The organism is Pedobacter sp. ASV28 (genome assembly GCF_016428855.1).
In the GTDB taxonomy this organism is placed as follows: Bacteria; Bacteroidota; Bacteroidia; order Sphingobacteriales; family Sphingobacteriaceae; genus Pedobacter.
In genome coordinates this window covers 92,776-112,322 of the sequence record NZ_JAELTN010000002.1, presented here as the reverse complement: position 1 = coordinate 112,322, position 19,547 = coordinate 92,776, and the positions used below count along the sequence as shown (strand labels likewise).

Annotated in this window: 22 protein-coding genes; 12 read left to right on the top strand and 10 right to left on the bottom strand. The window is 39.0% G+C overall.

Features of this window, described 5'->3' with window-relative positions; all coding sequences use genetic code 11:
- Positions 1–2: 2 nt before the first annotated feature.
- On the top strand, positions 3–254 hold the full coding sequence (locus JHD79_RS01375) for a DUF6814 family protein (RefSeq protein ID WP_199117290.1): 252 nt from the start codon (positions 3–5) through the stop codon (positions 252–254).
- Between the two features lie 117 nt (positions 255–371).
- Here the strand turns inward: JHD79_RS01375 and JHD79_RS01370 are convergent, their stop codons facing one another.
- A complete protein-coding gene (locus tag JHD79_RS01370; protein ID WP_199117289.1) occupies positions 372–1,271 on the bottom strand; it encodes a bestrophin family protein in 900 nt (299 codons plus the stop codon).
- Between the two features lie 78 nt (positions 1,272–1,349).
- Entirely contained in the window at positions 1,350–2,537 is a 1,188-nt protein-coding gene (locus JHD79_RS01365) for a class I SAM-dependent rRNA methyltransferase (protein WP_199117288.1), read from the bottom strand.
- A gap of 114 nt (positions 2,538–2,651) precedes the next feature.
- Here JHD79_RS01365 and JHD79_RS01360 point away from each other — a divergent pair, with 114 nt between their 5' ends.
- From JHD79_RS01360 to JHD79_RS01340, 5 genes are all read left to right on the top strand, one after another.
- Positions 2,652–2,987 carry a tRNA-binding protein gene (locus JHD79_RS01360; RefSeq protein WP_199117287.1) on the top strand — a complete coding sequence of 112 codons (336 nt, stop codon included), beginning with the start codon at positions 2,652–2,654 and terminating at the stop codon, positions 2,985–2,987.
- A gap of 90 nt (positions 2,988–3,077) precedes the next feature.
- Positions 3,078–3,551: a nucleoside deaminase gene (locus JHD79_RS01355; protein ID WP_199117286.1), complete on the top strand. Its 474-nt coding sequence runs from the start codon at positions 3,078–3,080 to the stop codon at positions 3,549–3,551.
- Positions 3,552–3,660: 109 nt separating this feature from the next.
- On the top strand, positions 3,661–4,269 hold the full coding sequence (locus JHD79_RS01350; protein ID WP_233164514.1) for a superoxide dismutase: 609 nt from the start codon (positions 3,661–3,663) through the stop codon (positions 4,267–4,269).
- A 258-nt stretch (positions 4,270–4,527) separates the two neighbouring features.
- Complete coding sequence (locus JHD79_RS01345) at positions 4,528–4,968, top strand: hypothetical protein (RefSeq protein WP_199117285.1); 441 nt, start codon at positions 4,528–4,530, stop codon at positions 4,966–4,968.
- Positions 4,965–5,339 (top strand): DUF2784 domain-containing protein, encoded by a 375-nt coding sequence (locus JHD79_RS01340; RefSeq protein ID WP_199117284.1) that lies wholly within the window; start codon positions 4,965–4,967, stop codon positions 5,337–5,339. Before JHD79_RS01345 ends, JHD79_RS01340 begins: the two co-directional genes overlap by 4 nt.
- A 38-nt stretch (positions 5,340–5,377) precedes the next feature.
- On the opposite strand, the gene JHD79_RS01335 is transcribed toward JHD79_RS01340, so the two are convergent.
- From JHD79_RS01335 to JHD79_RS01325, 3 genes are all read right to left on the bottom strand, one after another.
- The gene (locus JHD79_RS01335) at positions 5,378–6,310 is read right to left on the bottom strand and encodes a hydrogen peroxide-inducible genes activator (protein WP_199117283.1); all 933 of its coding nucleotides are present in this window, start codon (positions 6,308–6,310) and stop codon (positions 5,378–5,380) included.
- A 76-nt stretch (positions 6,311–6,386) separates the two neighbouring features.
- Positions 6,387–7,193: a DUF4249 domain-containing protein gene (locus JHD79_RS01330; RefSeq protein WP_199117282.1), complete on the bottom strand. Its 807-nt coding sequence runs from the start codon at positions 7,191–7,193 to the stop codon at positions 6,387–6,389.
- Positions 7,194–7,206: 13 nt separating this feature from the next.
- Entirely contained in the window at positions 7,207–9,528 is a 2,322-nt protein-coding gene (locus JHD79_RS01325; protein WP_199117281.1) for a TonB-dependent receptor, read from the bottom strand.
- Between the two features lie 270 nt (positions 9,529–9,798).
- Here JHD79_RS01325 and trmB point away from each other — a divergent pair, with 270 nt between their 5' ends.
- From trmB to JHD79_RS01310, 3 genes are all read left to right on the top strand, one after another.
- Positions 9,799–10,449 carry a tRNA (guanosine(46)-N7)-methyltransferase TrmB gene (gene trmB / locus JHD79_RS01320; RefSeq protein WP_199117280.1) on the top strand — a complete coding sequence of 217 codons (651 nt, stop codon included), beginning with the start codon at positions 9,799–9,801 and terminating at the stop codon, positions 10,447–10,449.
- 71 nt (positions 10,450–10,520) lie between these two features.
- Positions 10,521–10,868, top strand: a complete 348-nt coding sequence (locus JHD79_RS01315; RefSeq protein WP_370583298.1) for an MGMT family protein — start codon at positions 10,521–10,523, stop codon at positions 10,866–10,868.
- Positions 10,869–10,963: 95 nt separating this feature from the next.
- Positions 10,964–11,305 (top strand): carboxymuconolactone decarboxylase family protein, encoded by a 342-nt coding sequence (locus JHD79_RS01310; protein WP_199117279.1) that lies wholly within the window; start codon positions 10,964–10,966, stop codon positions 11,303–11,305.
- Positions 11,306–11,580: 275 nt separating this feature from the next.
- On the opposite strand, the gene JHD79_RS01305 is transcribed toward JHD79_RS01310, so the two are convergent.
- Both JHD79_RS01305 and JHD79_RS01300 read right to left on the bottom strand, forming a co-directional pair.
- Complete coding sequence (locus JHD79_RS01305) at positions 11,581–12,258, bottom strand: hypothetical protein (RefSeq protein ID WP_199117278.1); 678 nt, start codon at positions 12,256–12,258, stop codon at positions 11,581–11,583.
- Positions 12,259–12,307: 49 nt separating this feature from the next.
- Positions 12,308–13,075, bottom strand: coding sequence for a hypothetical protein (locus JHD79_RS01300; RefSeq protein WP_199117277.1), 768 nt, complete (start codon positions 13,073–13,075; stop codon positions 12,308–12,310).
- 160 nt (positions 13,076–13,235) lie between these two features.
- On the opposite strand from JHD79_RS01300, the gene polA reads away from it, so the two are divergent.
- The 3 genes from polA to JHD79_RS01285 all read left to right on the top strand — a co-directional run bounded on the left by polA (position 13,236) and on the right by JHD79_RS01285 (position 17,361).
- A complete protein-coding gene (gene polA, locus JHD79_RS01295; RefSeq protein ID WP_199117276.1) occupies positions 13,236–16,040 on the top strand; it encodes a DNA polymerase I in 2,805 nt (934 codons plus the stop codon).
- Positions 16,041–16,044: 4 nt separating this feature from the next.
- Complete coding sequence (locus JHD79_RS01290; RefSeq protein ID WP_199117275.1) at positions 16,045–16,908, top strand: energy transducer TonB; 864 nt, start codon at positions 16,045–16,047, stop codon at positions 16,906–16,908.
- A gap of 84 nt (positions 16,909–16,992) precedes the next feature.
- Entirely contained in the window at positions 16,993–17,361 is a 369-nt protein-coding gene (locus JHD79_RS01285) for a hypothetical protein (RefSeq protein WP_199117274.1), read from the top strand.
- 75 nt (positions 17,362–17,436) lie between these two features.
- Here JHD79_RS01285 and JHD79_RS01280 read toward each other — a convergent pair whose 3' ends face one another.
- The 3 genes from JHD79_RS01280 to JHD79_RS01270 form a co-directional block, all read right to left on the bottom strand.
- Entirely contained in the window at positions 17,437–18,117 is a 681-nt protein-coding gene (locus JHD79_RS01280) for a metal-dependent hydrolase (protein WP_370583297.1), read from the bottom strand.
- Positions 18,118–18,159: 42 nt separating this feature from the next.
- On the bottom strand, positions 18,160–18,465 hold the full coding sequence (locus JHD79_RS01275) for a YbaB/EbfC family nucleoid-associated protein (protein WP_199117273.1): 306 nt from the start codon (positions 18,463–18,465) through the stop codon (positions 18,160–18,162).
- Positions 18,466–18,638: 173 nt separating this feature from the next.
- Positions 18,639–19,463 (bottom strand): OmpA family protein, encoded by an 825-nt coding sequence (locus JHD79_RS01270; RefSeq protein ID WP_199117272.1) that lies wholly within the window; start codon positions 19,461–19,463, stop codon positions 18,639–18,641.
- Positions 19,464–19,547: the final 84 nt, after the last annotated feature.

Sequence of the window (19,547 nt, the reverse complement as noted above, 5' to 3'; positions counted from 1 at the left end):
TCATGAAGGCATTAAAAAGAATTTTAGGATTAGTATGGATCATTTTAGGTCCACTTTCTACCATATTTATGTTCTGGCAAGCTTGGGATAAGATCAATGCGGCACCTGCCGGAATTAATCAAACCAATACCGCCCTACAATGGGGAATTATTTTATTGATTTTTATTCCAATTGCAGCAGGACTGGTCATTTTTGGCAAATATGCCCTAGATGGAGAGTTTGATAATTTACCTACCAAATCAGAAGAGCTTTAAAAACGCTACCTATAAGAAGCCCCAACGAAAATTTTCGTTGGGGCTTCTTAATGAGACGCTAAGCTTACGAAGTTTAGCTTTTGATGTGCTATTAATTTAAAACCTCATAAGAGCTCATTACAGCACATATTCGTCATTAATGGGGGTAATTGGTGGAGGGGTATTTTCTTCCCCTATCATTTGCAAAAGATTAATCTCTATGGTTCTTGTAATTTGATTTAATGGTATTCCAGCCACATTGTTTTCAAAGGGGTCGACAAGATTCATGCCGTTGATTTGGGTGGAGACAAAAACAAAACCGATCATCCAGCCCATAAAAATAGACCAAATTCCCATTTCCTGGCTGATGACCAAAGTAAAGGTTACGACGAAAAGCCATATAAAAACCTTGGTCAGGTAACTGTAGGTGGTTGGAAATACAGTGTTTCTGATTCGTTCGCTCATGCCCATGCCATCGCTAAATTTAGTGAGCAACTCATTAATGGCCATAAACTTAAAACCATCTATTTGCTGGGTATGGTATAGTTTTTCCAAATCGTCGGCCTGTTTATGTAAAATGGCATTATGAATATTGGCCTGTGTTTCTACCGCCCGTCTTTCCTCTTCGCTGAGGTATTTTACATAGATTAAGTCAACGGTACCTCTCAAATTTGCCTTTAGCGCATATAAAAAGGCAATATGGCGACGAATCATCCGTGTTACTATTTTGTCATTGTCTTCACTTGGTGGCACATAACTAAGTAAACTACGGGCATATGATCGCGAATCATTTACTAGGCCACCCCATACTTTTCTGGCTTCCCACCATCTGTCATAAGCCTGGTTGTTATTGAAACCAATGAAAAAAGCAATGGCCGTACCCAATACAGTAGGAATAATGGTAGGAATGGAGAAATGATAGGCGATAAGGTATTCGCGAACGAAGTAGGCGCCCATACAGGATGCGATCATAATTAAATCTACATACCAGGTATTGATAATTATCCTACTTAGTTTAATGTTCTTTACAATCAGCATGGCTCTGTTTTTATTGCTTCAAATTAGCTAAAAATATGTGATTTAACAATCCTTTAGTGAAGCTGCCAATAGCTATAATTAGACCACCCTTAATAAGAGCCCTTTCAAATACTCCCCTTCAGGAAAAGATAGCCTTACAGGATGATCTTCTGGCTGGCAAAATTGTTTGATGATCTGTACTTCTTTTCCGGCATCTAAAGCAGCCCAGGCAATAATCTGTTTGAAAGTTTCGATATCTACAGCCCCAGAGCAGGAGAATGTAGCCAACAGGCCACCGCTTTCCAATAACATCAAACCCCTACGATTTAGGTCTTTGTATGCTCTTGCTGCCCGATCTAGGGCTGAACGTGAAGGGGCGTATTTAGGAGGATCCAATATTACTATGTCAAACTTTTTTCCTTCATCGTTAAATTGGCGCAACTGTTTGTTCACATCACTTTGTATAGCGATATGTTTGGTTTCATCAAACTCATTCAGAGCGATATTCTGTTTCAGTGTTTCTATGGCCAATGGAGAACTATCTACACTGGTTACCTGTGCTGCGCCTTGAGCAAGGGCATTCAGGCTGAAGCCACCGCTATAACTAAAGCAATCTAAAACAGATTTTCCTGCTGTATAGGCGGCCAGGATACTTCGGTTATCACGCTGATCGCAATAGAAGCCAGATTTCTGACCTTCGGCAATGTTGATATGGTAGGTGATGCCATTTTCTTTTACGGCAATGAATGCCGCGGGAGTTTCTCCCCAGAGTAGCCCATTTTCTGCTGTTATACCTTCATGTGTACGTGCCGTGGCATCGCTACGATCGAATATTCCTTTTGGATTCAAAAGTTTGACCAAAATGTCGATCACTATGGCTTTGGCCTTTTCAATACCCGCACTTAAGATCTGTACAGATAAGAAATTGGCGTACTGATCTACGATTAGCCCCGGCAGGAAATCGGCTTCGCTAAAAATCAAACGATAAGCATCAGTGTCTTTGTTTTTTAACAAGCGGGCCCTGGCATTAACAGCTGCAGATATCTTGTGCTCATACCAAGCAGCGTCAATTTCTTGACCTTCTTCCCATTCTATTAACCGCACCGCCACGCGAGATTGGCCATTAAAATAGCCATAAGCTAAAAATTCATTGTTGGCACTGATCACTTTTACCACCTCACCATTCTCGGGTTTACCCATTATTTTATCTAATGCACCAGAAAATACCCAAGGATGACGTTGATGCACCGCTTTCTCTTTTCCTTTTTTTAGCTTGATTTCTAACATGCAACAAAGATAGGGAACAGGGACTAAGGAACAAAGGTGAAAGATGGCTAACGCCAATACAACTTTTTTCAATCAATTAAAAAGCTGAACAACTAAAAACCTTACTTTTGGGCTATGGAAGAAATTAGTTGGAACGACTTTGAAAAAGTAGAACTCAGGGTAGGAACGATCATTGAAGCCTTTGAATATCCTGAAGCCCGCAAACCCGCCTATAAGGTAAAGGTAGATTTTGGAGAACTTGGAACGAAGATGAGCAGTGCTCAGATTACAAAGCATTATACTTTGGATAGCCTGATCGGCAGACAGATTATAGGCGTGGTTAATTTTCCCAAAAAACAGATCGGAAAATTCATAAGCGAGTTCTTGGTTACTGGTTTTGCCGATGAAAATGGCGATATTGTTTTAAGCAGTGTAGCACAAAAAGTACCAAATGGTAGTAAGTTAATTTAGATTAAGGATGAAAGAACAAAGATAAACGACAAGAATGGCAACCAATATCTTTATTCTTTGCTCCTTGTTCTTTATTTCAAATTGAAAAAAATGAGCTTTTATAGTTTCGAAGAAAACACCAATCCAGAACAAGAAGACGAGCATTTTATGCGCTTAGCTTTGAATGAAGCAAGAAAGGCCTTTGAGGCAGATGAAATCCCTATTGGGGCTATAGTGGTTTGTAAAGGCAAGGTTGTGGGAAGGGGTTATAATCTTACCGAGCAACTGAATGACGTAACTGCACATGCAGAGATGCAGGCCTTTACGGCAGCCGCACAGACATTGGGGGGTAAATATCTTAAGGATTGTACGCTTTATGTTACCATAGAGCCTTGTGTAATGTGTGCGGGGGCCAGTTATTGGACGCAGATTAGCCGGGTGGTGTATGGTGCCAAAGAAGAAAAACGTGGATTTACGAAAATCGGAGAAAACCTTTTACATCCAAAAACGTTGTTAAAAGGGGGCGTTTTGAGTGCGGAATGCGGTAGTTTGATGACTACCTTTTTTGCCAACAAACGGAAATAAAGTTGACAAACAATTGAATAAAACTTAACCTATCTCTACTATATTTGTAGAGATAACATTTCTACTATATTTGTAGAGATAACATTTTAATAAACTTAAATATATAATTATGGCTTTTGAATTACCTGCGTTAGCATACGCAACAGACGCATTAGAACCACATATCGATAAATTGACGATGGAAATCCATCATGGTAAGCACCATCAGGCTTATGTTACCAATCTGAATAAGGCATTAGAAGGTAAGCCAGAAGCAAATGCCAATTTAGATGATCTCATCAAAAATATTTCTAAGTACCCGGCTGCAGTACGTAACAACGGTGGTGGTCACTATAACCACTCTTTGTTTTGGACGGTATTGGGACCGAATAAAGGTGGTGAGCCAACTGGCGACTTAGCTAAAGCAATTAATGAAGCATTTGGATCGTTTGCCGATTTTAAAACAAAAATCCAAGATGCCGGTGCAACCCGTTTTGGTTCTGGTTGGGCTTGGCTTTCGGTAGGTGCTGATAAGAAATTGGTGATTTCTTCAACTCCAAACCAAGATAACCCTTTAATGGATATCGCTGAAGTAAAAGGTACACCCATTTTTGGTATCGATGTTTGGGAGCATGCTTACTACTTAAAATATCAAAATAAACGCCCTGATTACTTAGCCGCAATTTGGAATGTGGTAAACTGGGATGCAGTAGCAGAACGTTACAAAAAGGCATTATAGTTTCTTCTTAAGATAACCATAAAAGCGGGGCATTTACAACAATAGCCCCGCTTTTTGTTTGGATCGGGCTGTCGTTCCGGGTTTCTGTGCAGCGATTTCTGCATGGATATTGAAACAGGCGCTAGTCTACATTGAAGAGGACGGGGAAAAACAAAAGGATATCAATCCCTTAAATCTGGGTACATTGTCAAAAGAACGCCTACATATTGTTTCCCAAAAAATTCCTAAATTGCAGCTTTAAACGATAATTGAACCCTAATGAAAAAGTTTTTATCTGCTTTGCTTCTAGCTACGGTAGTGGCTCTTTCTGCATCAGCTCAACAAAAATTGCCTACAGCTGAAGAGCTGGCAAAAAAGAATGTGGATGAGTTGGAAACGCGATTAAAGCTAAGTTCCACCCAAAAGGGAGTAGTATATAATTATGCCTATAGTTTTGCAAAGGAACAGGTGGCTTTAATGAAAAAGCAACAAGCCACAGGTTATAACGATGAAGAAGTGGCTAAAATATATCGCTTAAGCAACGAAACCAATAAAAGTATTAAAGCAGTTTTAAAGCCCGAACAGGCCATTGAATACGATAAGATAATTGAAGAACGTTTGAGTGGTATAGATCCCAAGAAGAAGAAAAAACGTAAAAAGGGAGAAGAAGAGGAAAAGGTTGTGGGTATTGAAGGGCTTAAGAGTATAAAGGAGAATTGAGACTGCAGCTGTTGGATTACGGTCTAACGATTGTCCATCTTCTTATTATAGGAATAAACTTATTTGCCTGGATTTGGCCCCGAATGCGTAGATTTCATCTTTGGGTTGTTGGCATTACCCTTTTCTGTTGGCTATTTTTAGGTATTTGGTATGGTATTGGCTATTGCCCCGTTACCGAATGGCAGTGGCAGGTTAAGGAGCAGTTGGGTGAACATCATCTGCCTAATTCATTTGTAAAGTATCATCTTGATCGTATTACCGGTCAAGATATTCCCGACAACATAGTTGATTTTATTACACTAGGCTCTTTCCTACTGGCTATTGTTTGCGCGATAAAGGTCAATTTTTTTAGCGCCCAAAAAATTAGGTAAGAATTACGGTTTTTAAAGTTGCACAAGCTTAACAATGTCTATATCCCAACCACATCTTTTTTCTTGCGCTGTTTCATCCCCTTTGGAATAAGGGCTAAAATTTCTTCTTGTAGGGCATTGAGCATTTTTTTCTTCACAAAGTTTTTATGGGTAACCAAACTGATTTCCCTTACGGGCTCTGGTGATTTAAAATAGCGTACTTTGTTCAATTGTTTGCTATTTAAATCGGATAGCGATAGTTGGGGCAGCAAGGTGGTGCCATCATTCACATCAACCATTCTAATCAGGGTTTCTACACTTCCCGTATTATAGGTCAAAGATTGTAGCCTGTTGTTCTTGGTAGAGCGACAAATGTTTAACACCTGCGAGCGCATGCAATGACCTTCATTTAACAACCAAATATTTTCCTCCTCAAAATCTTCTGCATCAATTGTCTTCTTCTTGTATAATTTGCTGTTTTTACTGACGTAGCCCACAAAGGTTTCATAATATAAGGGGGTTTCATTGATGTTGGCATCTATCAAAGGTGTAGCGAGAATGCCGCAGTCGATCACGCCTGTTTTTAAATGATGGATAATGTCCTCCGTAGTATACTCCCAGATCAATAGCTTTAGGTCGGCGTATTTTTCCAACATTGAAGAAATCACCTCGGGCAAAAGATAGGGGGCAATGGTGGGTATGATCCCAATTTTTAATTCGCCTGTGATGTCTTGCTGTTGGTTATTGATGATCTCTTTAATCTTGCTGTTCTCCTGCAATACCAAACGCGCCTGTTCAATAATTTGCGAGCCAATTTCGGTAGGTGTTACAGGTTGTTTGCTCCTATCGAAAATCTTGACGTTTAAAAACTCTTCCAGCTTTTGTACCTGCATACTTAATGTTGGCTGTGTAACAAAACATTTTTCTGCAGCACTTACAAAACTTCTATAGGTGTCAACGGCAACGATATATTCAAGTTGAACTAATGTCATATAGCTGAAATTTATATTAGGGTAATATAATTATAAACTTAAGCAATAATGTTTGAAGTTCGAAGAAAAACTTAGATTACTTAACGGTGTATTCTTTGCTTTGAATAGTATGTGCACTAAAGTAGCCTAATACTCCTCCTTTTATGTTGCTTACGGGATTTGCGGGTGCGGCACTATCGCCACCGCCTTGGGCACCATTTTCTACGCTGAACCAATATTTATATACGGGTTCATCAAGTGTAAGAAATTCTACCTTAACCTTATCTCCCTTTTTAAGCTTGCTTTCTTCGGTAAATTCATAGGGTGGAACAATTTGATTGACGAGCTTTCCATCCGTAAATTCGTCATTGGTTACCATAATAGACTTGGTGTACACGCCATTTTTATATTCGATAAATCGATAGAAATTTTTGATGCCCAGGGGGTCGGTATACCGAACATGAGTAAATAGCCTAGGCCCATCAAATAGGCTCAGTTCATAGGGAAAAACATCTTCAAGTTCAACGACTTCCGGCATGGTAGAATTAGAGGTAAAAGTTTGCCCATTCACTTCTATTTTCAGCTTATATGTAGATTTAGGCAAGCCTTTTAAGGTAGGGTGTGTGTAAATCCCCTTGGTGCTACTTTCAGTGAGTCTGGTCGTATTGCCTTGTGCATCTTCAATGTTAACAACGGCTCCGGTTATTCCAACAAAGTCATTAGTGCTATTAAAGCTCTTGGTCTTGCTAATGGTTACTTTTGCGCCATTCGCTTTATCGGTCAAGTTGGCTTCAATCACATATTTTTCGGCTGCGGTGTTCAGGTCGAGTGTAATTACCTCTTCGCAAGAAGCGAAAAATAAAAGAACTGGAAAAAGTATAATGATAGATTTTAGCTTGTTCATATCGGATCAGGAATTAAAATTTAAAATTATAAGAAATTGAAGGTAAAAATTGGAAGAGCGTTGTCCTTACCACTTCAGTTTTGGACGGATCGTTTTCCGCTTCCCGAAAGGTAATGGAATAAGCGTTCTTTCTGCCATAGGCATTATATAAGCTAAAAGCGAGTTCTGAGCTGTAGCTCTTCCTCTTCTTTAACTGTAGAGTGGCACCTAAATCTAAACGATGATAAGCAGGCATACGGTAGCCATTGCGCTCGGTATAGTAGAAAAATGTTTGACCATCCATGTTATACTTTCCACTGGGAAAAGTAATGGCATCGCCTGTATAGTATACCCAAGAGGCAGATAAGCTCCATTTTTTGTTCAATGCATATGCACCTACCAAGGCAATTTCATGCGTGCGATCTTGTCGGGCATTATACCAATCCCCGTTATTGATGCCGTCAATTTGCCTTTCGGTTTTAGAGAGGGTATAGCTCAACCAACCTGTAAAATCTCCCTTTCTTTTTTTGAATAGGATTTCTAGGCCGTAGGCTCTACCTTTTCCATACAGCAATTGGGTCTCAATATTGTCAGCATTAAAAGTTTCTGCGCCGTCCCTGTAATCGATTTGGTTTTGCATGGTCTTGTAGTAACTCTCTACATTGAGCTCAAAAACATTGTCAAAAAGATTGCGATAATAACCTATGGCAAATTGATCAGATACCTCAGGTTTTACCATTATGGAACTTGGTAGCCATTTATCGCTTGGCCTACTGGAAGTAGAATTGGAGATCATGTGCATGTTCTGGGCATTTCTTACATAAGATGCTTTTACAGAACTTTGCATATTGAGCAGGTAGCTCAACGATAAGCGGGGCTCTAGGTTGATATAGGTCTTTACCAATTCTCCACTTTTATAGCTGGTGTTGTCAATGATATTTCCATCCGGATCAACATTAAGGAAATTACCTTTTCCTAAAATGCTAAAACCAGATAACCTTAGGCCAAAACTCACGTTTAGCTTTTCGGAAGCCTGCCAATCGCTGGAAGCAAAAAGTGCATTTTCGAGCGAATATCTTTCCTGATAGTTAATAGGATTATAGTTTGACTGTCCCTGAGAGGTGATTTCGCCCGGAGTAACAGTATGGTGAATGCTGTTGAAGCCGAATTTTATCAAATTTTTCTCTGTTGCCTGCCAGAAGTAGTTTTGTTTCAGGGATAAGTCTTTGATCTGGGAATAAATTCGAACGTTATCTATGCCTGTATTGACCTCAATTTTATTTTGATAACTGGTGTAGGAAGCCGTAGTAGACGAATTTAGGTTTGGGGAAAAAATATGTTTCCATTGTGCACTCGCCAAACTGTTTCCCCAAGTTAGGCCAAAGGTTTCGGCAAGGCCTAATTTATCGCTGCCTAAATAGCCTGTAAAAATGAGCTTGTTGTTTTCATTAAGCTGAAAGTCTGCCCTAGCATTCACATCATAGAAATACATGGTATTTTGATTGATGGTGCTATCAGGAGAAAGTTTTAAAAAAAGGTCAACATAAGTTCTGCGACCAGAAATGAGGAAGGAGGACTTTCCCTTGTGGATGGGCCCTTCTAAAGTAAGATTGGAAGAAATAAGACCAATACCTCCAGATGCCGAAAACTTATCTGCATTTCCCTGTCTCATTTTGATGTCAAGAACGGAAGAAAGGCGCCCGCCAAATTGCGAGGGCATACCTGTTTTGTAAACGGTAATGTCATCAACGGCATCGGGATTGAATGTAGAAAAGAAACCCATTAAATGGGATGCGTTGTATACGGGTATGTCGTCCATTAAAATTAGGTTTTGATCTGCAGAGCCGCCCCTAACATAAATGCCGCTACCACCCTCTCCTGCCGATTTTATACCCGGTAGAAGTTGGATGGCCTTCATAATATCACGTTCACCGAAAATTAAGGGGATATTTTTAATGGCCTTCATGCTTAGCCGTTCTGCTCCCATTTGTGGGCTGGCTAAACTCCTTTCATTTCTGGCTGTAGAAATCACAATTTCGTCTAGCTTATTGGCATTGTCCTCAAGTTCAAAGTCTACCGTTTCATTGGCTTTTACTTTGATAGACTTTCTTAAAGTATTCATGCCAATGGCGCTGATGACAAAAGTGTACTGGCCTGCTTTTAGATCTATACTATAATTACCAGCGCTGTCGCTGGTAATGCGATGCTTAAGCTCTATAATATGGATCGTAGCCGCCTCTACAGCATCACCAGTTGACCTAACGGTACCAGAAACGTTGTAAGTTTGCTGTGCAAAGGTTGGAAGGCAAAAAAATGTAAATAGGATTAATAACGGTTTAAGAGAAGAAAATGTCATATAAGGAACGGAATAATGGATATGTAATAAGGTTTAAATTATATTTTAATAACATGACAACAACAAATGGTTTTACCCCTACGCTACCAACGCTTTTTTTTAGGGAAAATTTCTGGGCAAGTAGAATATCTTGCACATAAGACGTTTATTCGTGAAAGTTGTTACTAACAGAAGAGAAGTTGGGCGAGTTGTTTCTAATTAAGGGTATGAAGGCTGTGATGATATTATTGCCAATTAAATCTTACTTTTGTCTTTTTAATACATTAAAAAGTGGGGAAAGATAAATTAAGAAAATTTGCGGAGATCAATACATTTCCTAATGTTTACCAGTTAGATGAAGCAAAAGTTTTAAAGGGAAAATGGGCTACAGATCATTTTAAGAATGATCGTCCTATTGTATTGGAACTGGCTTGTGGTAAAGGTGAATATGCCGTTAATTTGGCCAAGCTTTTCCCAGAAAAAAACTTTATAGGGATAGATTTAAAGGGGAATCGAATTTGGAGAGGTGCCAGAACCGGAGTAGATGAAGGAATAAACAATCTTGCTTTTCTAAGGATTCAGATAGAGGACCTATTGGATTACTTTGGTGCAAGGGAAGTGGAGGAAATATGGATTACTTTTGCCGACCCGCAACCACAAATCAGCAGGGAAAAGAAACGCTTAACTTATCCTGGGTTTTTGGAAAAATACAGAGTATTACTTACTTCGGAAGGTAAAATAAATCTCAAAACCGACAATGACGGCCTGTATAACTATACTAAGGAAAAGGTACAAGAATTAGGGCTGCTTGTCCATAAGGATACCGATCATTTATATCAATCAGATCTGGTAGATGAAGTGCTTTCTATTAAGACGCATTATGAGCGGATTTACCTTAAAAAGGATAAAAACATTAACTATATACAGTTTTCGTTTAATTAAAGATTTTTCTTCATGCAGAACTCGTTTCGGCATAATTTAGTATACGAATAAGATCCTGAACTAAATTCGGGATGACAAATGGAGCAGAAGCAATGGATACCAATTTCTACGAACAAGTTTACGAAGTAGCAAGGCTCGTTCCAAAAGGGAGGGTTACTTCTTACGGATCAATTGCAAAAGCACTGGGCGTGGCCAATTCATCGCGGATGGTTGGGCATGCGATGGCCTATGCTGGTACAGCGAGCCCAAAAGTACCTGCCCATAGAATAGTCAACAGTTCCGGCCTGCTTACGGGAAGATTTCATTTTTCCCCTCCAGAATTGATGCAAGAGCTTTTGGAGCAAGAAGGAGTTGTAGTAGTGAATGATAAGGTGAAAAATTTTAAAAAAGTATTTTGGGATCCGCTGCAGGAGCTTTAATGACTGGTTTGTTGATTAGTTTTTGGGTTGTTTAGGCCAGCTAATTTGATAAATCTAAAAAACCAAATACCAGAAAACTAACAAACAAGATTACAATGGGAAAATTAGTAGAAGAATTTAATAGCTATCGTACAAAAATGAACGATAGGGTGATGGAAACGGCCAATACGAATATCAAACGTTTCTTTGCCTTAGATACCACATCATATGCAGATGGTGCGCTAAATGTGAAGACCAAAGAAATGCTCGGACTAGTAGCATCTATGGTTTTAAGGTGCGATGATTGCATCAAATATCATTTGGAAAAATGCTACAACGAAGGTGTGACCAACGATGAAATCAATGAAGTATTCATGATAGCCAATTTGGTTGGAGGTTCCATTGTTATTCCACACTACCGCAGGGCAGTAGAGTTTTGGGATGATTTACAGAGATAAGCAATCTAAAGTACTCGTATTGAGGGAAGCGCATTGACGGCTTGCTCCGATGAACCGGAGAAAGACCTTTATCTATTACGATTGCCAATAGAGTTACTAATGACGGGAAAGCTGCTACTAGAAGTGGGTTGGTAAATGGATATATTTTACTTTTTTTCGTAACAGAATGACGATCGGCTTATTGTTTGTATATTCTACATTTTGCAAGCCGCAGGCCGTGCGGGGGTAATTCGTCAACCACTGTCTGTTGTAGCCAAATAAAATTGTAGGTCTACTTATTTTACAGATTCATTATAGGATTTCACTAAGGCAATGAGCGTTTTATCATCAAAGCTCTCGGTGGCTTTTATACTCTCTGTCAAACCTTCGTCGCCTGTTAGCTTTTGAAGTAATAGGGCCTTCGTTGTTGTGGTTTTGCTACCGTCGGCATATATTTCCTGAATAGGTCCGGTACCTGGTTTTTCAATAAAATATAGCACTTTAGTTTTTGGGGCAGCTCCCGAAGGTTGTTCGGTATTTCTCCTGCCGCCCAAATTAATGCTTACGCCGCCACCTAAACCTCCGCCCATACCCCCTCCGGTACCCATGCCCACACCAAAAGTAGGACGAGCTTTTACACGAGGCTGTGCAGGTTCTTCTACTGCCGAAGTGCTGCCATAACTATAAAGATTAACTTTTCCCCCTTCTATCAGTTTAAAAAATTTAATGGCCGCTTTTTTTCCTATGATAATGGGCTTGCTTACATAGGTGTCGCCATTCCAAATAAAGGACTGGATATCTTTGGCTTTATACTCTTTTACTTCTTGTTCATCCGTCTGTATAAAAACGGATTCAAAATTGGTACCCTGTACCACGCCCCTTACAAAGTTGCCCTCGCTAATGAGAACAGCGTCTTGGGCATGTAATAGATGGCCCATAAATAGGCCCAGTATGATTAATCCGAAAGCTTTCATATCATAAAGTAACGGAAAATATAGAGAGGTGTTGTTGGACAAGATGTAATTATTTTAAAATGTCTTTTAAAGCGCCGGTGTTTGCGTTGGGATGGGCTAATAGATATTTTTGAAACTGTAATTTCATCTTGTCAAAAGCATAGGATTGTTCATTGGCTATTTCCTTTGCATAGGCATAAAACTTATTGAATACATAAGATTTGAATAAGTAGTCCTTAAGGGCTTCTTCGGCAATCTTGTCTGAAGCAATAGCCTTTAAGTTTCCTTCGTCTATAAGAAAAGTATAATTTAATTTTCCGCCTAAATAAGCCAATATATTTGCGGCGTGTATTTTCAGGGCAGCACCATCGTCAGCATTATTTATTTCATCTATTTGTTTTAAGATGGGTTCGAGTTCTTTTTTGAGCAATTGAGGGGTAATGGCACTAAGGCCTTCCGGAACAAAATATTTCTCTGCTTTTTGATAAGGATCTACAAAAATACTAAGGGTATCTGTAGTACCAGGTTTTATTATCGTATAGCAATCTACAATCCCTTTTCCGCTGGCGTTTGCCGTGCTGAATCTTTTCGAGAAGTCTATACTTTGACCATCAGGCCACCTGTAGCTGTTGAAAAGCCTTCTCATTTTATCAGACCTGTTTTGGGCGTCGGCAATATTGATAAAGGCACCACTAGGTATAGGGTCTTCTTTAGAACCGTAACCCTTTTTAATGGTGTTTTCAAGCCCAATGAAGGCCATTTCATTAATGATGATCTGTGATTGCGATTTGGCAAATAGGGCCAGGCAAATGGATAAAAATGTAAGGGTAATTCTCATAAGATTTTATTTGCTTTAATGAATAGATGTATTAAGGTTGTTATTTTCATAAGTCGACAAAAAATATTTTTTAGCTTTAATGGGAACGGTATACTATTGTTAACTTTACGAGTTCCCTCCAATAAACAGAATTGGTGTGGTTATTAAAGCCTATAAGCAAATGAACAACAAAAAACTTTTCCTTTTAGATGGTATGGCGCTGATTTATAGGGCGCATTTCGCACTAAGTAAGAACCCTCGTTTTACCTCTACAGGTATTAATACCTCTGCAGTAATGGGTTTTACCAACACTTTGCTTGAAGTATTAAAAAAGGAAAAACCAACACATATTGCTGTAGTGTTTGATACCGAGGCGCCTACAGAGAGACATACCGATTTTGAAGCTTATAAAGCCCATCGGGAAGCCATGCCCGAAGACTTATCGAAGGCCATTCCTTATATTTTTAAATTGATCGAAGGCTTTAATATTCCCGTAATTACCAAAGATGGCTATGAGGCAGACGACATTATAGGCACTTTGGCCAAGGAAGGAGAAAAACAGGGATTTCAGGTGTTCTGTATGACGCCAGATAAAGACTTTGCCCAATTGGTATCTGATAATATCTTTATTTATAAGCCTGCTAGAATGGGTAATGATATGGAAATTTTGGGCGTAAAAGAGGTATTAGAGAAATGGGATATTGAGCGGGTAGAGCAAGTAATCGATATTTTGGGGCTTTGGGGTGATGCCGTAGATAATATACCCGGAATACCTGGCATTGGAGAAAAAACGGCCAAACAGCTGATCAAGCAGTATGGCAGTATGGAAAATATTTTCGCCAATACCCATGAGCTGAAAGGTAAGCAGAAAGAAAATATAGAAAACCATGTAGAACAAGGGCTTATTTCTAAAAAGCTGGCAACTATTATTTTAAATGTTCCTGTAGAGTTTGATGAACAACAACTTTTGCTGGAAGAGCCTAGTAAAGCGCTTTTAGAACCTTTGTTTGCCGAATTGGAATTTAGAACGATAGGTAAGCGGGTTTTTGGAGAGAGTTTTACCGTTAACGAAGGAAAAGCGGGACAAAAGGATCTCTTTGGAAACGATGTAGAGCAGTCGAAAGGCAGGGAAGCACAAAGCCAACCCTCATTGTTTGATACGCCTATAGATGCGAAGAATATCAGTAATACCCCTCATGATTACATTCTGGTAGAAACGAAGGAAGAAAGAAAGGAACTTATTGAACAGCTCCTTCTACAGGAAAGGGTCTCTTTTGATACCGAAACAACGGGAACAGATGCTAATTTGGCCGATCTGGTCGGGTTGTCTTTTGCAATTAAGCCTAATGAAGGTTATTATGTGCCCCTTCCCCCAGATCGATCAATTACATTAGCCATACTAGAGGAATTTAAGGTGGTGCTGGAGAATGAACTGATTGTTAAGATAGGGCAGAATATCAAATACGATATGCTGGTGCTTAAATGGTATGGAGTTGAATTAAAGGGAAAACTGTTTGATACCATGTTGGCGCATTATCTCATTGACCCAGATACAAGACATAATATGGATGTTTTATCTGAAAATTATTTGGGTTATACCCCCATTTCTATTACCAGCTTGATAGGTGCCAAAGGTAAAAATCAGGGAAATATGCGAGATGTAGAGGTGGCTAAGGTAGTCGATTACGCCGCAGAAGATGCCGATGTAACGTTACAGTTGGCTAATGTTTTCGAGCCCATGTTGAACGAAAGAAATGCCGATAAACTGGCCGCCGAGATAGAGAACCCATTGATTTATGTATTGGCAGACATGGAGAAGGAAGGAGTGAAAATAGATATAGATACATTAAATGCCTATTCTATAGAATTACAAAACGAAATTGCCAAAGCCGAACAAAGCGTATATGACAAGGCTGGTTTAAAATTTAACTTGGCATCGCCAAAGCAACTTGGCGAGGTTTTGTTCGACCACTTAAAGCTTGATCCTAAGGCCAAGAAAACCAAAACTGGACAGTACCAGACAGGGGAAGATGTATTGCTCCTCTTGGCCAATAAAAGTGATATTGTAAAGGATATCTTAGATTTTCGACAGATGCAGAAGCTAAAGTCTACTTATGTAGATGCACTGCCCTTATTGGTGAACCCTAAAACTGGAAGGGTGCATACAAGTTATAATCAGGCCGTAGCGGCAACGGGAAGGTTAAGTTCCAACAATCCTAACCTGCAAAATATTCCGATTAAAACAGACAGGGGAAGGGAAGTGCGTAAGGCCTTTATTGCCAGGGATCAAGATCATATACTATTATCAGCAGATTACTCACAAATCGAACTGCGGATTATTGCCGAAATCAGTAAGGAAGAAAATATGTTAGATGCTTTTATCAACGGCATAGATATCCATACGGCCACAGCAGCAAAAGTCTATGGAATTAAGGTAGAAGATGTCGATTCTAATCAGCGTAGAAATGCTAAGGCCGTAAATTTCGGTATCATTTATGGACAGTCGGCATTTGGACTTTCACAGAATTTGAATATTCCAAGAAAAGAAGCAGCGGAAATTATTGAACAATACTTCATACAATACCCAGGAATAAAGCAGTACATGAGCGATACCATGAACTTTGCCCGTGAAAATGGTTATGTAGAAACCATAATGGGGCGAAGAAGGTATCTAAGGGATATCAATTCTGCCAACATGACGGTAAGAGGTTATGCCGAACGAAACGCCATTAATGCGCCAATTCAGGGTTCGGCTGCAGATATGATCAAAATTGCCATGATCAATATCCATAAAGATATGAAAGCTCAGCACCTGAGTTCTGCCATGACCATGCAGGTACATGATGAGTTGGTGTTCGATGTATTGAAGCATGAAAAGGAACAAATGAAAACGATCATTACCCATAGAATGAAAACAGCTATTGAAACGCAAGTTCCGATAGAAATTGAAATAGGTGAGGGAATAAATTGGTTAGAAGCACATTAAACAAATGAAAAAAATAATCTTGATGCTATTTTTGATGGTAGCAAAAGCTGCCCTTGCTCAGCAAGACACCACTTTGGTTTATGCAAGCCCCATGTATGAGAAAGACCCCATACGTTCAAAATGGAGGCCTGTAGTAAAGAAAAATGCGGAGCTATGGCAAGTTACTTTTTATGATAGAAAGGATCTTATCCAGGAAGTGATCAACTTTGAAGATAGAAATCTGGAAGTGCGCAAAGGACCCTATACTTTTTATGATAAAGGAAAAGTTAAAGAAAAGGGCCACTATGATAAAGGTCATAAAGATGGCGAATGGCTTTTATATAATGACGGAAACTTAGCGGAGAAAAAAATCTATGCGTGGGGCAAATTAAATGGCAAAACAATAACATACTGGAATAACCAGCAGATTAAGGAAGAAGGAGATTATGCCCATGATAAAAAAATAGGCAAATGGAAAATGTACTATGATGATGGAAAGATGGCAGGAAATGAGCTTTATGACGAATATGGCAAAAAGCAGCATGAAGAATATTTCGATAGGTCGGGAAAGGTGGTGAAATATGAAGATCTTTTTCAGGCACCAAATTATAAAGGAGGGTTTAAGGAATTTTATAAATTTTTAGCTAAAGAAATTAAATATCCAGAGAATGCAGCTCGTAATCGGATACAGGGAACCGTAAAGTTGAGCTTTGTGGTGAAAAAAGATGGAAATATTGAAGATATAATGATATTAGAAAGTCCATCCAATGATTTGACTAGGGAGGCGGTTAGGGTATTACAGCGGTCTACGGATTGGTTGCCAGGGAAACAATTTGGAGAATCGGTAAACGTAAGGTTTACAGTCCCTATTAAGTTTAATATAAATTAGTTAACTTCATTAATTCTTCATGCAAGAATTAGAATTTTGGTATGTTAATTAAAGTATAAAAATTAAACTATAAATTTTATCCAAATGAAAAGAGTACTAAGTTTAATCGCAATCGCTGCTTTCGGATTAAGCAGTTCATTTGCACAAACCGCTGTAACTACAGCTAAACAAGCCCCTAAAAAAGTTGCCACTGCAACTAAGACAGAAGCTAAAAAGGCCGAGGTTAAAGCTGTAGAGACAAAAAATGCGGCAGCAACAGCAACAAAAAAAGAAGTTAAAAAGGTAGAAACAAAAGCAACTGCTGCAAATTCAAAATTAAAAGCAGATGGTAGTCCTGATATGCGATACAAAGCCAATAAGGAAACTAAGGCGGTCGTAGCAGGGCCTAAGAAAAAAGATGGCACTGCCGATATGCGTTTCAAAGCCAATAAGGAAGCGGCAAAGAAAAATTAATAACCGCTGGCTAACCCATTAAAAAGGGGGAGGAAAATTATTTTTTTCCTCCCCCTTTTTAATGGGTACTAATTTCTATAAGGTTATTGTTTGCCCAATGGCGGGTAGCAAGAGTTCCTTTTGTGATCTTTTAAAAATGCCTATGGCACTTTGCGGATCAATCTCAATGACAGGAAAAGTATTGTAATGTACGCCTATCACTTTATCGCAATTCACATAATTGGCTGCAATAACCGCATCGTCTACGTCCATGGTGTAGTTGCCTCCAATAGGTAAAATGGCGTAATCAATGTTATAGAGCTCAGCCAACAGTTTCATTTCAACAGTTAGGCCAGTATCTCCCGCAAAATAAATTTGTTTTCCATCTGCATCTATCACAAAGCCAGCAGGGTTTCCTCCGTAACTTCCATCTGGAAGACCACTAGAATGTGTTGCCCATACCATACGTAGCGTGCCAAAATCAAATTTATATTTGCCATAGTTCATGCCGTGTACATTGGACACTCCCTGAGCTTGCAGCCAGCCTATAATTTCTGGAACGGCAATTACCTGCGCTTTTGTTTGCTTTGCAATAGTCACCAAATCGGCTACGTGATCTCCGTGGCCATGGCTAACTAAAATATAGTCGGCTTCGATTTTATCGATATCAATAGCGTTTGCTAGAGGATTGCCGCTAATAAAAGGATCGAATAATAATTTTTTTGAAGCAGTTTCTAATAAGAAACAAGACTGGCCATAATAGGTGTATTTCATCATTAATAGTTCATATAACTGTTTATAAAACTTCCATTTTCATGGCTATTTTCCAAAAAGTCCTCCAAGACCGCCCAACATGTCTTTTGTAGCAGCCTGCATTTCAGAAGCGCTTACCTGATCGGCACTTGCCAAGGCTTTGTTTACCGCAGTTAACAGCAGTTCCTCTACTTCTTCTTTGTCTGCTTGTTGATAAAAACTATCGGCTATTTCAATAGCGGTAATTACCTTGTTTGCGGTTGCTGTAACCTTTATGGCTCCTCCTTCTACTTCACCCAATACCGAAATGGTATCTAATCTCTTTTTTATTTCTTCGGCCTTGCCTTGTGCAGCCATTAATTTGTCGAACATGATTTCTGTTTTAAAAATCGAAATTACTAAGAAACCTTTTAAGTTATAGCTTAAACTTTCATTTTGTAACAAGACAACCTTGTTAGTTATCTCCGTTACAATTTATAGGTTATTATAAACTTTGTCTGCTTGTGAAACGCCAACATGGCTACATTGGTTTTAAAAAATGATAATTATTTGTTCGCAAAATTAATGGAGGTAATTTGTAGCTCTACTCTCCTATCATTTTTTTCGCCTTTGCCCAAGGGATAATTGGCCATCATTCCCTTATAGGTTAAACGCTTAGAATCTATACCCTTATAAACAAGATAATCATAAATTACTTTTGCCCTTGCCTGAGAAAGGTTATACTCTCCCGTTTCAAAATCTTTTACATCCCTTCCTGGAGGATTGCAACAGATATGCCCTAAAATGGCAATATTATATTGAGGCTTCTCTTTGATGATCTTGGTCAGCCTTTCAAGCACGGGAATGGATTCTTCTAGGAGTAGAGATCTACTGTTTTCAAAGAGGATGTTATCCAAAATAATTTTATCGCCTACTTTTAAAGTGTCGGACAAAAGTTCCTTTTCGTTCAGCAGCTTTTTTTTGGTATAATTGATCACAAGTTCAGCTCTTCTGTTAAAAGCCCTTTGCTCCTCAATATTTTTTGCGGTCGTTAAATCTAATTTCCCCTTGCCGATAATAACGGTAATCTTTCCTTCCTCAATTCCTTTGGCGGTCAATAAGCTTTTGATATGCAGGGCCCTTTTATTGGACAGGGTGTCGTTGTATCCCTTTCTCCCGATGTCATCACAATAGCCAAAAATGCTAATAGAAATGATCCCTACCGTATCAATTTCATTGGCAAACTGAAGGAAAGCTTCCTTTTGTCTGGAATCTAGTTCACTAACATCTGTAGCGAAAAAAAAATTATTGGTTAATTTTTTCTGCGCTACAGAAAATTCGGCAATGAAAAAGACAAAAAAGAGGATCAATAGGAATCCTTTGTTAAGCATATGTTCATTATTTGGCTAAATAAAGATAATAAAAACTTACTATTAACTAAAGCAGATCCTAGGTAATATGCGCCATGTTCAAAA